Origin of the sequence: Clostridium amylolyticum, assembly GCF_900142075.1 — a bacterium.
Lineage (GTDB): Bacteria > Bacillota > Clostridia > Clostridiales > Clostridiaceae > Clostridium_AA > Clostridium_AA amylolyticum.
In genome coordinates, this window is sequence record NZ_FQZO01000003.1 from 69,658 (window position 1) to 83,851 (window position 14,194).

At 31.2% G+C, this 14,194-nt stretch carries 12 protein-coding genes; 1 reads left to right on the forward strand and 11 read right to left on the reverse strand.

Features of this window, described 5'->3' with window-relative positions; genetic code table 11:
* The 5 genes from BUA82_RS07750 to BUA82_RS07770 form a co-directional block, all read right to left on the reverse strand.
* Positions 1-1,281, reverse strand: coding sequence for a PTS ascorbate transporter subunit IIC (locus BUA82_RS07750; RefSeq protein ID WP_073006351.1), 1,281 nt, complete (start codon positions 1,279-1,281; stop codon positions 1-3).
* A 40-nt stretch (positions 1,282-1,321) separates the two neighbouring features.
* Complete coding sequence (locus BUA82_RS07755; RefSeq protein ID WP_073006352.1) at positions 1,322-1,603, reverse strand: PTS sugar transporter subunit IIB; 282 nt, start codon at positions 1,601-1,603, stop codon at positions 1,322-1,324.
* Positions 1,604-1,817: 214 nt separating this feature from the next.
* The gene (locus BUA82_RS07760; protein WP_178140708.1) at positions 1,818-3,899 is read right to left on the reverse strand and encodes a BglG family transcription antiterminator; all 2,082 of its coding nucleotides are present in this window, start codon (positions 3,897-3,899) and stop codon (positions 1,818-1,820) included.
* Positions 3,900-4,182: 283 nt separating this feature from the next.
* Entirely contained in the window at positions 4,183-4,938 is a 756-nt protein-coding gene (gene srtB / locus BUA82_RS07765; protein WP_073006356.1) for a class B sortase, read from the reverse strand.
* A gap of 223 nt (positions 4,939-5,161) precedes the next feature.
* Entirely contained in the window at positions 5,162-6,865 is a 1,704-nt protein-coding gene (locus BUA82_RS07770) for a serine hydrolase (RefSeq protein WP_073006358.1), read from the reverse strand.
* Between the two features lie 1,175 nt (positions 6,866-8,040).
* Here BUA82_RS07770 and BUA82_RS07775 point away from each other — a divergent pair.
* Positions 8,041-8,742 carry a phosphatase gene (locus tag BUA82_RS07775; RefSeq protein WP_073006360.1) on the forward strand — a complete coding sequence of 234 codons (702 nt, stop codon included), beginning with the start codon at positions 8,041-8,043 and terminating at the stop codon, positions 8,740-8,742.
* A gap of 142 nt (positions 8,743-8,884) precedes the next feature.
* Here the strand turns inward: BUA82_RS07775 and BUA82_RS07780 are convergent, their stop codons facing one another.
* From BUA82_RS07780 to BUA82_RS07805, 6 genes are all read right to left on the reverse strand, one after another.
* Positions 8,885-9,361 carry a PTS sugar transporter subunit IIB gene (locus BUA82_RS07780; protein WP_073006362.1) on the reverse strand — a complete coding sequence of 159 codons (477 nt, stop codon included), beginning with the start codon at positions 9,359-9,361 and terminating at the stop codon, positions 8,885-8,887.
* Between the two features lie 133 nt (positions 9,362-9,494).
* Positions 9,495-11,414, reverse strand: a complete 1,920-nt coding sequence (locus tag BUA82_RS07785; protein ID WP_073006364.1) for a BglG family transcription antiterminator — start codon at positions 11,412-11,414, stop codon at positions 9,495-9,497.
* A gap of 103 nt (positions 11,415-11,517) precedes the next feature.
* Positions 11,518-12,336: a PTS system mannose/fructose/sorbose family transporter subunit IID gene (locus BUA82_RS07790; protein WP_073006366.1), complete on the reverse strand. Its 819-nt coding sequence runs from the start codon at positions 12,334-12,336 to the stop codon at positions 11,518-11,520.
* Positions 12,329-13,096: a PTS mannose/fructose/sorbose/N-acetylgalactosamine transporter subunit IIC gene (locus tag BUA82_RS07795; RefSeq protein ID WP_073006369.1), complete on the reverse strand. Its 768-nt coding sequence runs from the start codon at positions 13,094-13,096 to the stop codon at positions 12,329-12,331. The genes BUA82_RS07790 and BUA82_RS07795 overlap by 8 nt, the downstream gene beginning before the upstream one ends.
* Positions 13,097-13,268: 172 nt before the next feature.
* Entirely contained in the window at positions 13,269-13,754 is a 486-nt protein-coding gene (locus BUA82_RS07800) for a PTS sugar transporter subunit IIB (RefSeq protein WP_073006371.1), read from the reverse strand.
* A 14-nt stretch (positions 13,755-13,768) separates the two neighbouring features.
* Positions 13,769-14,191 (reverse strand): PTS sugar transporter subunit IIA, encoded by a 423-nt coding sequence (locus BUA82_RS07805; RefSeq protein ID WP_073006373.1) that lies wholly within the window; start codon positions 14,189-14,191, stop codon positions 13,769-13,771.
* Between the last annotated feature and the right edge of the window lie 3 nt (positions 14,192-14,194).

A 14,194-nucleotide genomic window follows, 5' to 3' on the forward strand; every position in this document is an offset into this window, starting at 1 on the left:
CTAAATACCTAATAGTCTTAGTAAACGTCCTAGTAAAGGTCCGTAGAAGGTGTAGTCAGTTTCTGATAATACCCTCATAACAGGCTCATAGCTTCCTACAAGAGGTAATAACAATGCTTGTCCAAAAATTAGTATTAATCCATTCACAAAAGAACCTATAATAGCTCCTCTTCTTCCACCAGTGGCATTACCAAAGATTGCTGTAACTGCTCCTGTAAAGAAAGTTGGTATCAGAGCTGGGAAAACTATTATTGGATATTTTAATAAACCTAATATTGTCATACCCACAAATCCTGCCAGTAAGCTACATATAAAACCTACTAGTACAGAAGTTGGGTGGTTAGGGAATAGTAGTGGAACATCTAATCCAGGTATAGCATTAGGTATAAGTTTGTTGGATATACCGTGGAAAGCTGGTACAATTTCTGCTAACATCATTCTAACACCAGTGATTATTACAGTTATCCATAATCCAAAGTTAAGACCGCTAAGTAATGAGAAAGTGATGATGTCTCTGCCATTGCTTACATTGCTTACAACAAAGGATGGTCCGCTTATTAATGAAATAATTAAAAATATTAAAGACATTACTACAGTTAATGAAATAGTAGTTTCTCTTAAAAATTCAAATCCTTTTGGAAGCTTTATAGCTTCTAAGTCTTTATCTTTATTACCAAAAACCTTTCCTAGGCCTGCAGATATTAAGCAGCCTATAGAACTGGAGTGTCCTATAGTAAAACCTTGCCCGCCTTTTATATGTTTCATTAGTGGAGCTATGTAAGCACAAGTGAAAGTTAAATAAATTCCTAATAATATTGATCCTATAATAACTATAAGTGCTAGGTTTAAACTTGTATTAAACTTTAGTAAAGCCGCTATAAGTCCTGCATAGAAAAAGGATACATGGGCTGAAAGATGCACATATTTAAACTTTGTAAATCTTGCGATTAAAACGTTAACCATAAATCCAATAGCGAAGATTAAAGTTGTTTCTACACCTATTTCTGTAAAGCTTGCTCCAATGGCATTACCTATTTCAGGTATTTTCACGTTAAGGTTAAATACTTTTATTAACATAGGCTGTAATGGAAGTAAAGCCATACCCATGCTTTGAGCTCCCGTTGTTATCATTAGGAATCCTACCATGGTTTTGATAGCGCTAGATGTTATGGCACCCGCCTTTTTCTTTTGCACAGCTAATCCTATGATTGCTACCATACCAATTAAAAATGCTGGTTCAGAGAATACATTTTTAATAAGATATAATATAGAATTACTCATTGATTATTCCTCCTTTTAAAATTTATATAATAATTATTTCTTACTTATTTATTTCATTAATAGTGTTTATCAGTTGTTCTTTTAAATATGCCTTGTCCATAAGGTTGTCAATTTTAACGATTTTTGCAGAGGAGTTTCTTAATATATTGGCAAAATCTGAGGTAGTGATTATTATATCTGTGGAGTTTGGATCTACAGAGCCAATATCAGAACATTCTACTACTGCATCTATTCCTTCTTCTTGTAATATTTGATCTGCAAATATTCTAAGCATCATACTACTTCCTACACCTGCACCGCATACTGTTGTTACTTTTAACATTTTAATCATCCTTTCTATAATAATTTTCAATTTAAACCATGGTTTTATGTAATTGATTTTTAAAACGCTTGTCTATTCATATAAAATTCAACTTGGACTATTTATTATTTCAATGGTAATTAAATTGTATACAGCTTGTCTAACCATATAACCAAATTAAGAGTGATGAATTTTAATAATAACTAATTTTCCATAGCGTATAGTAAAAATAAAACTAGCTGTTAATTAACTCTAAAACAGTGTGTTTATCATTACTGTTAATGATTTTACTAACCTTTTCTTCATCCATTAAAATGCCCATTAATTCTGAAAGAGCCTTAAGATGGGTGTTATGGTCCACAGCGCAAAGTGAAATCATAAGCTTAACAGGATCATTTACTGGATTGCCGAAAGGCACAGGGTTTTTTAGGGTAATAAGGCTGAAACCTATACCTTTGGCTCCACATTCTGGTCTTGCGTGGGGCATTGCTATTCCTGGTGCTATAACTATATAGCTGCCATTTACCTTTACGTTATTAATCATTTCTTCAATATATCTTTCTTCTATGACATCACTTTTTAATAAAAGGGCTCCACCTTTTCTTACGGCCTCTTCCCAATTATCTGCTTCTACATTTACTTCTATGCTATCTTCTGTTAATACCTCTTTTAACATAGGTTCATATCCTCCTTTATATATTTTCATAGGTTTTACATGGCTTGTCCTCGTGAGGTTATTTTCATAACTATCCCTTGAGGCTGAAGGGCTTTCTTTCAAATCCTCCAATATATTTTCTATATCCTTGGACCTAGAGTAATTTGTTTCATAAATGCTTTGCTGAATTTCACTGACGTTTTCTTTTGTCAAAATAGGATTCACCGTAATGCATTTTATATCTATATTTTCTATAGGTACTGTGGATATTACTAAATCAATGTCTTTGCTTTTTAAGCTTCTCATTAACTGCCTAGCGGAAATTATATCTATAATATTTACATTAAACCTGCTGCTAATAGCTTCTGATAGTATTTGAGAGGTACCTATACCAGAATTACATACCAAAAGCACATTGGGTTTGTAGATATTATTTTTCCTTTTTCTCTTTATAGAAGCTGCAAAGTGCAGTGCAATATAGCCAATTTCATGAGAATTTACTTTTTTATTTATGTATCTTTCTAATATATTTATATTTCTTTCAATAATTAGAAAAATATCCTTATAATCTTTCTTAATTTCTTCAATTAATGGATTTTCCAATATCATATGGTTTTTAATCCTATAGATAGCGGGTCTTAAATGGTTAATGAGACCGTAATATAATTTTTCATCATCTATTAAGCTTATGCCCATATCTTCTTGTATGGAGTTAATGAGCTCACCTACGATTAATTGAATATTTACCCAGTTGTCATTAATATCATCATTGCCTTCTAAAGGTGCAATACTGCTGGATACAAGATAGAGAGCTACATAGCCTATTTCCTCATCCTTTATCTTCATATCTAACTTTTTTTCAATGTTTGTGAGGATCTTTTCTGCTATTTTATATTCTTTAGTGTTTACAAGCTCTTTAAAATGACCAACTTCAGAAGAGTTAATATAATTTCCCTGACGAATCCTTTTCAAAGCAAAGCCTAAATGAATGGTTAGGTTAACATAAGAATTATCAGAAAAAACTATGCCTAAGTTATTTTCAGCTTCACTTATACAGGTATTTATTAAGGAAATATCTTCTTTACTAAATAAACTACTAATAACTTTAAAATCTTCATAGTCTAAAGTCACATTTCTATTTAATTTTTTTAGTGAATTTTTATTTATTTCTACTATGGCTTTCCTTATGTTTATTTCATTGCCCTCAATGCAGATGCCCTTATATTTAGAGCTGTTAAGTATGATATTACGTTGTTTTAGCCAGGTTTTAGCATATTTCAAATCGTTTACCACAGTTCCCCGGCTGGAAGATACTTTTAATGCTAGCTCATCTATGGTTATATAATCATTGCTATTGAACAATTCCTTTAAAATAATGTTGATTCTTTCCTCTTTGGAAATATTGTAATAAGCATAATTTAGGTTAGAAGTAATGCTTTTAACCTTTTCACTATTTACAGCATTAAGCTTATATCTTATTCCCGCATTGGACTTTCTTTCTAGTAAAGGCAGAGAGTTTGATTCTAGAAAGTAATCTAGTTCATCTAAATCATATCTAATAGTTCTTTCGCTTACGTTAAATTCTGCTGCAAGCTCTTTTGCGGTGGTGAATTCCTTATGAGTAATTAACTGGTATAAAATGCTTATACACCTGTTATTCAAAGCTATCTCTCCCTTCAGGTTCATTATAAAATAATTAATCTTTTGTTACTAAGACCATTTTCTTTCACTTTCATTACTGCACTTTTGTGTGTATAAATACTGACTAAACTTCATATTAACTATGTCGAAGGCTACTCATATAAATTTAATTTGATTATTCTTTGTGTATGCTTAATAAATTGTAACATGATAAAGTTACTAATGTATATTCCAAATAATGTAATCACCCCAGGGGCGCTTCCATAATATGGAGGCACCCCTGGGGTGATTACATTATTTGTATTTACTTAACTAATCTTCCCACTAGAGCTAATCTACCGTCATCGAATTCGTAGGTACAGGTAGATAAAGTTAAAAATTCATCATTATTACTAAGCTTGATATCCGTAGAAATTGAAGACTTTTCTTGTATAGATTTTGAGAAATTAGCAAAATCTTTTTCGTTATTGAATTGAGATTTAATATAATTAAAATCAGTTTTTGTAATAAACACTGAAAAAATCTCATACTTTTTTCTTCCGTCTTTAGTATCAAGGTATATATATCTATTCTCATTAAAGAAATCTTGGCTCTTAAACTTTTTTAAATCTGCAAACATTGAGCCATCTTTCATGTGATGACCATATAAAACTGTATTTTTATCCTTTGTATTAAAGTTTTCATCTAGAAAGTTACGATAGTCCATAAAAATTGCTCCAGCTTTGTTTGTCTTTTTTTCCACATCACGATTTAAATAGAATTCATTATCGCTAGTTTTAACTACAGGATAGTCTATTTTAGTGTTAGGTATGTAGATCCAGGCTACGATATCTTTATTTATTTCTTGTAATTTGTTAAACTTTTCCTTTCTTAAATCATCAAGATTAGGACTATCCTCTTGTGAATTAAAATTTTGTTCTATATTGTATATATTCTTTAATTTTTTATAGTTTTTATTATTTTTATAAAGATTATAAAAGTGGGAGGTAAGCATAACAGCAGAATATATAAATATCAAAGTAGAAATAAATAACAAAAGAGGACGTACTTTCTTCAACATATAAGACCCCCCTATATTACTTTTAATTTGCTAATGCTAATAAAGAAAAAGCAGTACTATAATATTAAAAACTTTTCTATAGCGCCTTTAATGATTATAACTAAATTAGTACATTTTTTTCTTAGGATTAAATTAATAAATAATATGAGAGATTAAATTACTCTCATATTATTTATTGTAGATAGTATTTAGTTCTCTTTATGTTTTTAAATGCATTAAAAAATTATTTCTTTATGGTTTTAATGATAATTCCAGCGGAGGCTATTAAAGCTATAATTAATAGTGCAGTGTTGCTGCTATTATCTCCGGTATTTGGAATATCAACTTTGTTTTCTGGTTCTTTATTTTCATTATTTTTTGGATTTTCAGGATTAGTAGGTTCTTTAGGTGAATCTTCTTTATTAATTTGGAAATTTACTTCTTTTATGCTTTCAGTTCCATATTTGCTTGCAGCTTTAATTAATAATTTATGTTCTCCTAAAGTAGATATTTCTTTATTGTCATAAGCTTTTCCATCAAGTAATATCTCTACAATTTTATCACTATTTCCAATGGTTATTATTGGTTTTACAGGTTGAGTATAGGTTTTGTTATTTTCTACTCCGGATACATTTATTTCAGGTGATATTGCTTCATATACTATATTTGCTAAATCTCTACTAAATTTAAAAGTGCTTGTATAGTTACCTGATGGTAAAACACCGTTATTTTGTTTATTGGTAAGGGATATAATTTGTAGGTTATTTTCTTTATCAAATACAACTTGTGTTCCAGTAAATCCTGTATGTCCAAAAACATTAATGTCCGCATACTTACCCATATATCCTGAGCTTTCACCGCCACGGTTTATTTCCCAACCATAACCATGACCAAAGGAACTTTGTACTGACGTAAACTCATCTACTGTAGCTTTATCATATAACCTAATGCAGTTATAATTTCCCCCATTTAACATAAGTTGTCCTAAAATTGCTAAATCACTTGTAGTTGAGAATAAACCAGCATGTCCAGCTACACCTTGATTAGCATAAAAGGAGTTTCCATCATTAACTTCACCAACTAATGTATAGTTTCTCCAACCTTTAAAATCGTCAACGTTTTCATCGCATACATAACCAAAGTTATCGTCTGCTACCATACGATATTCATATGGATTTCCCCAAGAAGTGGCTGCAATCCTGCTTTTTAAGGAAGCATCAGGGGTAAACATTGTATCCTTCATTCCTAAAGGCTTATATATAGTATCCTCTAAATATCTATCCAAAGTTTGTCCGGTAATTTTCTCTACCACAAAGGCTAAGGTCATAAAACTAAAGTCGCTGTATTTTCTTGCTGTGCCGGTTTTATATTCTAAAGGTAAATTACATATGAATTCTAACTCTTCTTTTGGATTAGTAGCATGATAAAATGTTGGCTTCCATGGTGTTAATCCAGAAGTATGTGTAAGTAAATCCTTAATTTTAACATTTTCCTTTCCGTTTTTGCCGAATTCAGGTATGTATTTAGATACGGTATCATTTACATTAATCTTATTCTCATAGGATAATTTCATTATAGCTTGAGTGGTACCCATTACTTTGGTAACTGAAGCTAAATCATAAATTGTATCTACATTTGCCTTTCTAGGAGTTTTCAGCTCTGTTCCCATATCATATTTCTGTGCATCTCCAAAGGCTTTTTCATATACAATCACACCGTCTTTTGCAACTAACACCACTCCTCCTGGAAATATTCCATCCTTAATGTTGGAGTTTACTAAATCATCAATCTTGGTTAATTTACTTTCATCTAGTTTGTTAGTAACTCCTTTGCTTAACACCTTATCATTGGCAGTACTAGCTTTAGCGGTAACTGATCCAATAGATAATGCTGAAATTCCAATAGCCATAGAAGCAGCTATGGTTTTCATAATAAAGTTTTTTCTCATTTTTAATACCCCCTAATTCAAATTATATTTATTTTACCTCGCATTTAAATGTTTACATTAGAGTTAGCAGTAAACATTTAAATGACAAGAGAGTAAGCAAACGGATTTTATGTAAGGTTAAAATACTTTTAGTTAGAAAGTTAAATGTACATTATTTTGTATATTGATTTTATGTTAAAATATTATTTATAAAATTATGATATCGTTATATAATTAAATATCAATAAGCTTATTACTTATAGTGATGACTTAAGTAAAATAGAATATTATTTTACAATTTAATGTTTAATAGGATTAAAAAAGAAGCAATGTACGCTATTTTGTATATTAATATGGAAAAGACTTTTATAAATGTATTTAGTACTAATGTACTATGTATTAATGCTTCGTGAGCAAAACGTATTTAATATAAACTGGTTAAGTTATGTAATATATTAAGGATTTCACATTATAGTTTATATTTGCATTAAAATACATTATTCTGTATTCTCCTAATTAAGCCAATTCTAGCACTTATAAAATATTATTTCAACAGATAAAAGCAATATTTGTAGTAATTTGAAGTAAAGCTACGAAAAATGATGAAAACGTTATGAAATGCGATTAAAGAAGTTAAAGAATACTATTAGTAGTGATTAAAATAAGATATTAAGCTTAAAAGGTATAAGAATATTTAGAAAATGCTAATGATAAAAAATGGATTCTATTCAAGGAAGGAGACTAAATATAAAAAAACATAATATTTACAAAGTTTCTCTAAAAATAATAGGATATGTAACAAAAAAATAAAAGTCTAGACAATAAAGTTAGAAGAATATAATAAAGTGGCTATATTTACTAAGTGAGTGGAAAGTTAATTTTAAGGTAAATATTTTACTTGGAAAATATATCATTTTTAATCTCACTCCATTTGTCTTATAATAGTAGGGTATGTTAAGACATATTAAGGTATTTTAATTAAGAGTATATGATATTGTGAAATCAAAAGATTAGGTCTAAACAAAACAATTTCAATTAGGGCAAAAATTATAGAATATTATGGAATCACAAAGGCTGATAGGCCAATAATTAGCCTTAAGATACTTGATGTTAAGTTAATATAGGTTTAATTAGTTGAGATTTATTAAGATACTTTATATAACTTAATTTTTATTTTTTAACTAAGGAGGGATACCATGAGGCCATTGGTAGATTTACATTGTCACACCATATCAAGTGGACACGCCTTTAGTACCTTAAAAGAAAACATAGACGAGGCTAAGTTAAAGGGGTTAAAGGTATTAGGTATATCAGATCACGCCGTGAGCATGCCTGGTACTGCACACGAGTTTTATTTCAGCAATCTTGGAGTAATAAATAGGGAGATCAATGGAGTAAGAATATTAAAGGGCATAGAAGCAAACATAATGGATTATGAAGGAAATATTGACGTATCTAAAGATTTATGTGAAAAGCTAGATTACGTTATTGCCAGCCTGCATCCGCCATGCATAAAGCCATCTTCTCTAGAAGATAATACTAGGGCTGTAATAAAGGCTATAAGAAATCCTTATGTGAAAATCATAGGACATCCTGATGATAGCAGGTACCCATTGGATTACAAGAAAGTTGTACAAGCTGCTAAGGAAAATAACGTACTTATAGAGCTGAACAACTCTTCTTTAAAAACACAAAGCTTTAGACAAAACGCTAAAGAAAACTACATAACCATCCTCAACCTTTGCAGAGAGCAGAGAGTAAAGATAATTTTAAGCAGCGATGCTCATATCTACTATGAGGTAGGGGAGTTTTCCTATGCATTATCTCTATTAGAAGAGGTAAATTTCCCTGAAAGCCTAGTAGCGAATTACTATCCAGAGTGGAGCTTATTCCAGTAAAATAAAGGAAGCACCCAGGGGTACATCCAGGAAATGGATGTACCCCTGGGGCAATTAAATAAAATGGTACCGCCCCTGGGGTGCTCCCATAAAGTGGGAGTACCCCAGGGGCGGTACTAAAAAATGTTAAATGTAGATGAAACTATGCTTTTAACAGCTCTGATAAAAGGAGCTTTTTATCGTCGTAGGTTAATCTCATCTCAATTTCTACATCTTTGTCTAGGATTTCCTTGCATAAGGTTACCTCTTTTTCATTTAAGGAAATTTCTTGGGTGTAGGAGGTAGAGTTATAATGTTCCCTTAGAACACCCAGGTTTAGGCTTTTTATTTCTGGCATGCTATTGATGATGCGATGGGCATTTTCAATGCTGTTTACTATGGCCATAACATTCATTTTACTATTTATATGTGTTCTTAACAGTTCAATAGCTTCATTTACTTCTACAATAATTAGATTTACTCCTGTGGGTTTAGATAAGCCAAGAGTCATTTTAGAAAATTCATCATAGGCTACTTTGTCATCGGCAATAATAATGCTGTGAATTTTTAAATTTCTAACCCAGGAAAAAGCAACCTGGCCATGGAGTAATTTATCGTCTATACGCAGTAGTTTTATCATAATATAACCCTTAGGATATGAAGCTTAAGGCTCGAATTCCTATTTTCCTTTCTATATTATTTTTAAAAAGGTCTACATTTATATGTTCACAAAAATATATTAAAATATATTCTCAAAAATCATATATTCTCAATTAAACATTCTTGATATCACTTAAAAACATTGAGTAATTCATATTTTCTATAAGACTTTCTACCATATCCGGATTATTAGCCCATTTTGAGATTATCTTGCATAGGGTGCTTAGGTCTTTATCCCCGTCCCTTTTGGTTTTAAGCATAATTAGAACCCTCACTACGTCCTGATCCCAAAGTACTGGCTTGTTAAGTACAGCAATAAAAAAGAAGCCTTTTCTACAAATTCTAAATAAATCTTGAAAGTGTACAATACCGTTGCCTATTTCATTGGAAACAAAGGCCTTATTTTTTTCTGGCAGCTTATCAATAAATTTAAGTTCAATAAATTTATCGTATAAATTTTCTAATACTTCCTCTTTGGTATTTCCATCTAAATTAAAGCAGCTATATTCCTCTTTGAAATATTTTTTAAAGTCCAGGTTGTTTACTTTAATTTTGTTTAATGCTTTTCTAATTTCGTCCAAATAGGAGTCATCTTCTATGGTGATGGAAGGAACGTTGGGGGGAGTGGTTAAGGTATAGGTGCTTACTAATAAATCAATATTTTTGTAATCTCCCAGGATAATTTGGGAGTTATCTAACATCTTCACTTCATATTTTTCATGACTGAAGTACTCAGTGATTTCATTTAAGTACATGGTGGATTCTGGTCTTCCTCTTCCACTTACCAGTGCAATTCTAATTTTCTTTTTATTTTCAATTTTACATAAAGCGAGATTGAAATATAAAACTAAATAGCCAAATTCATTAATATCTATTTTAACATCATAAGTCTTTTCTATAATCATACAGGCGGTATAGGTTATCTTTGTAGCAAACAAATATCTTCTAAGATTGTCATGAGCTAGAGGGTTTCGAATAACCATATTATTTCTAAGCCTGGTAATCATTTGAGCGATATGAAGGTATAAATAATCATAAAGCTCTTTATCATTTTCAAAATTCACATCAAAGTTGCTCTTTACTTCTTCTATAATACTTAATATGCAGTCTCTAAGCTTTTGTTTTTCTTGTGCATTTATTTGATCTTCACTGGAAATGCGTTTGCTTTTTAAATGTAGGCTGTAATATATAGTTTCTCCTATAGGCAGCATAAATTCATAATAGTCTTCAAGTTTTTTTGTAAGCTCTGTGGCCGCTTTAAATTCTATGCTGTCTTCCACATTTTCTTTTAAAGTATCTTCAGCTTTAATATAGTTATAGAAAGTACATCTTCTTATAGAAACAAATACATGTATGGCAAAGTTATTTAAGGAAAAATCAGATAATAAAATATTATATTTATCACAAACTTCTTTAATAAATCTTAAGATACTGTCATATTCTTCTTTGCTTTTTCCCACAGTAAACATATTTTCAGAGGCAATACTATAATTTGCCCTGTTATTATAGTGAAAAAAGTATTCTGCAATGCATAATCTCTTATCAATTTCACTTCCTTCAATAATAATACCGTAATTTGATCTGGAGACAACCTTTAGTCTAAATTTTGATAATAAACTCCTAATTTCCTTTAAATCTTGAGTTAAGGTAGACCTGCTTACAAAGATTTCATCCATTAAATCTTCAAGCTTAATATGATAATCTACCACTAGTAATTTTTTTATGATGTAGTTAATGCGCTCATAATTGAATTTTGGCGTATCATCAAACTTTTTTACAATTTTTGCATCGGTGATTTTAGACAATTCTTCAATATCAGCATTCTCATCTATTACTATCCAATAACCTTCTCGAGGTTTGGACATGATACGGATATGATAGTGGGCAATTTTTTCATTTATTTCTACTATATCGCTTTTGATGGTACGCACGGATACCCCTACGAAAAAGGCTAATTGTTTTGAGGTTATGGGCTTATCTTCTAATATTAGTTTATTAATTATTATTATTTGTCGTTTGTGTAGTGACTTCATAGGCCGCCTTTCTTTATAGCACAAAAACAACATTATGAAAATGTTGTTTTTATACTTTTATATGCAATAATCAGCTTATTGTTTTTTTATTATACTATTTTTATTAAAGAAGTCCAATAAGTGAACCAATTATTCCTACTGCTATAGTTATTAATAATATAGTAGTGGATTTGTATCCTTTTTTAAGTAATTTGAACATTAAAAGAGTGTATAGTAGTGGTAGTAACAATGGGAATATCTGATCAAGATATTTTTGTAGAGCAAAGGCTGTCCCACCAATATTGAACTTTAAGGTAGTGGTTAAATTTACCATGGAAGCGCTCATACCACCGATTACCATTAATCCCACTATAGTAGCTCCTTTAGAAATCATGGAAAGTATTCCAGTATCTTTTGCATTAGACATTAAACCAAGACCAAATTTATAACCAAATACTGCACCATAATAACGAATTATTAAATGAGGCACATTGAATATTAGTAAGAATAGTATAGCTCCTAAAAAACTTCCTTGCTGAGCTAAGGATAATCCAATGCCTGTAGCTATAATACGTACGGTTCCCCAAAAGAAGGAATCACCAACGCCTGCTAAAGGTCCCATTAAACCAACCTTTACGTTGTTTATAATATTTTTATCGAATTCAGGGTTTTCACTTGCCTCTTTTTCTAGAACTGTAGCAACTCCTGTTATGGCTGAAACTACATGAGGAGTTGTATTGAAGATGGACATATGTCTAACTAATGCTTCAGCTTGTTCCTCTTTTGTTTTGTAATAACGTTTGATGGCTGGCCACATTCCTATGGCAAAACCTAAAGCTTGTTGTCTTTCGTAGTTATAAGACTCTTCTAAGGCAAAGGAAGACCAGAAGATTTCTCTAATTAACTTCTTTTCATCTTTATCTAATTTAGTGTGCTTACTCATCAAATAATACCTCCTCTTCGCTAGTAGCTGTAACTACTTTTGTTCCGATTTCTGTGGTAAGTATGTAAGCTAGTACTACTCCAAACATTGTAATTGCTAGGATTGGAAGTTTTGCATAGGAAACTAGTATAAATCCTAAAATGAAGTAGATAATATTTTTTGAAGTCATCATAGGTAGTAGTAGTAAAGCAAAACCTACAGCTGGTAATAATCCTCCAGCAACGGTTAATCCATTCATAATTGGCTTAGGAATGCTTGCTACAAAGCCTTCTACTGCTGTGGAACCAAAAGTGATGGCAACAAAAGCTACTACGAAATACATTAGACATTGTAATAATAGTCCTGCAAAGTTTAAAGTAACTAAGCCTTTAATGTTTGCCTCAGAAGCTAACTTCATAGCAAAACTCATAAACCAGCTTCTTACGATAAATACTAGTACTTTTAATGATTGCGCTAAAATTGCTATAGGTAATGCTAAAGCTAGTGCTACTTCTGCACCTTTTCCACTTAATATGGCAAAGGCTGTACCTAAACCTGCACCTACTAGTACATCAGGTGGAACTGCTGCTCCTATCTGAATTGCACCCATAAAAATTAATTCTAGTGTTGCACCAATTAGTACCCCTGCTTGAAGGTCTCCTAGAACTAGTCCAACTATTGGTGATACCACAATGGGACGAATTACCATTGGTGTTCCACCTAACTTTTCAATTAGCCAAAGTACGGCAAGTACTAAACCCACCATTAATGCTGCTTGCATAATTTTTCCTCCTTTAGTTTTTTATTTATTCCATAGCTTACCGCCCATAATACTCACACTTCTTTAAGTGTTGGGATAATGGGTGCTAAGCTCCGGTATAAGTTCTTCTAACCTTCAGTTGCAGTAAGTATTCTTCTTAAGAAAACTCCAGCTGAAGCTAAGTATCACTTGATTATAAAGATATCTTGTTTCTTAAGCTGCTATAGTCTTTCATGGATTTTGATGGAACTTCTTGTACTTCAACTCTGATACCTGATGCTACAAGCTTATCTAGGTATTCTATATCTTCTTTATTTACATATACAGCAGGGGAGAATAAAACCTTGTTAGGTTCCATTTGCATTCCACCTAAATTTACAGCAGGTCTTTCTTCTATTAATTGTAGTAAATCATGTACGCTTTCAGGGTTAGGACATATAACGAACACTTTCATAGAAGATAGTTTTGGGTTTTTTAGTAATGTAGCTGCATCGCTAATGCTACGTATTGCAAGTTTTACTCCATCTGGACAACATAATTTTATCGCCATTTTTCTTATGTCATCATTGGCTGCAGAGTCACTGGCGATAACTATAGCATCATAGCTTAAAGCGGATTTCCAGCTGTAAGCCACTTGCCCATGCAATAAACGATCATCAATTCTAATTTTTACTATCATAGTATCCTTCCTTTCTAAATATCAAAGTCGTCTTCTTGTTCTTGCTCTGCTACATAATCATTTAAAAATAGTATTTGTTTTTTGCTTTCTTCTACAATATTTCTTAAATTATCTAGAGAAACTTTTTCTTCTGGATTTAACAATAATATTTCAAGGACAGTGGCAAGGTTAAAGCCTGATATAATATATACATTTTCCTTCTTTACATAAGGAAATACATTTTGATTAACGCTTCCGCCATAAATATCAGTTAAAATTATTACCTCATCGTTTTCACTTACTCCTTTAAAAAAGTTTTCCAGTTGATCTTTTACTGTTTCTTCACTTACGTAAGCATTTAAATAATGAACATTTTCTTTATTACCAATGATTATATTTGTTGCACTTTTTACACCATCAGCATAATTGCCGTGGGATGCTATTAGAATCTTTAACATAGT

Excerpts from the sequence above, each read along its gene's own strand:
- BUA82_RS07795 (WP_073006369.1), bottom strand. The coding sequence starts at position 13,096 with ATGCAAGCAGCATTAATGGTGGGTTTAGTACTTGCCGTACTTTGGCTA.
- BUA82_RS07800 (WP_073006371.1), bottom strand. The coding sequence starts at position 13,754 with ATGATAGTAAAAATTAGAATTGATGATCGTTTATTGCATGGGCAAGTG.
- BUA82_RS07785 (WP_073006364.1), bottom strand. The coding sequence starts at position 11,414 with ATGAAGTCACTACACAAACGACAAATAATAATAATTAATAAACTAATA.
- BUA82_RS07770 (WP_073006358.1), bottom strand. The coding sequence starts at position 6,865 with ATGAGAAAAAACTTTATTATGAAAACCATAGCTGCTTCTATGGCTATT.
- BUA82_RS07775 (WP_073006360.1), top strand. The coding sequence starts at position 8,041 with ATGAGGCCATTGGTAGATTTACATTGTCACACCATATCAAGTGGACAC.
- BUA82_RS07780 (WP_073006362.1), bottom strand. The coding sequence starts at position 9,361 with ATGATAAAACTACTGCGTATAGACGATAAATTACTCCATGGCCAGGTT.
- BUA82_RS07805 (WP_073006373.1), bottom strand. The coding sequence starts at position 14,191 with ATGTTAAAGATTCTAATAGCATCCCACGGCAATTATGCTGATGGTGTA.
- BUA82_RS07750 (WP_073006351.1), bottom strand. The coding sequence starts at position 1,281 with ATGAGTAATTCTATATTATATCTTATTAAAAATGTATTCTCTGAACCA.
- BUA82_RS07755 (WP_073006352.1), bottom strand. The coding sequence starts at position 1,603 with ATGTTAAAAGTAACAACAGTATGCGGTGCAGGTGTAGGAAGTAGTATG.
- srtB (WP_073006356.1), bottom strand. The coding sequence starts at position 4,938 with ATGTTGAAGAAAGTACGTCCTCTTTTGTTATTTATTTCTACTTTGATA.
- BUA82_RS07790 (WP_073006366.1), bottom strand. The coding sequence starts at position 12,336 with ATGAGTAAGCACACTAAATTAGATAAAGATGAAAAGAAGTTAATTAGA.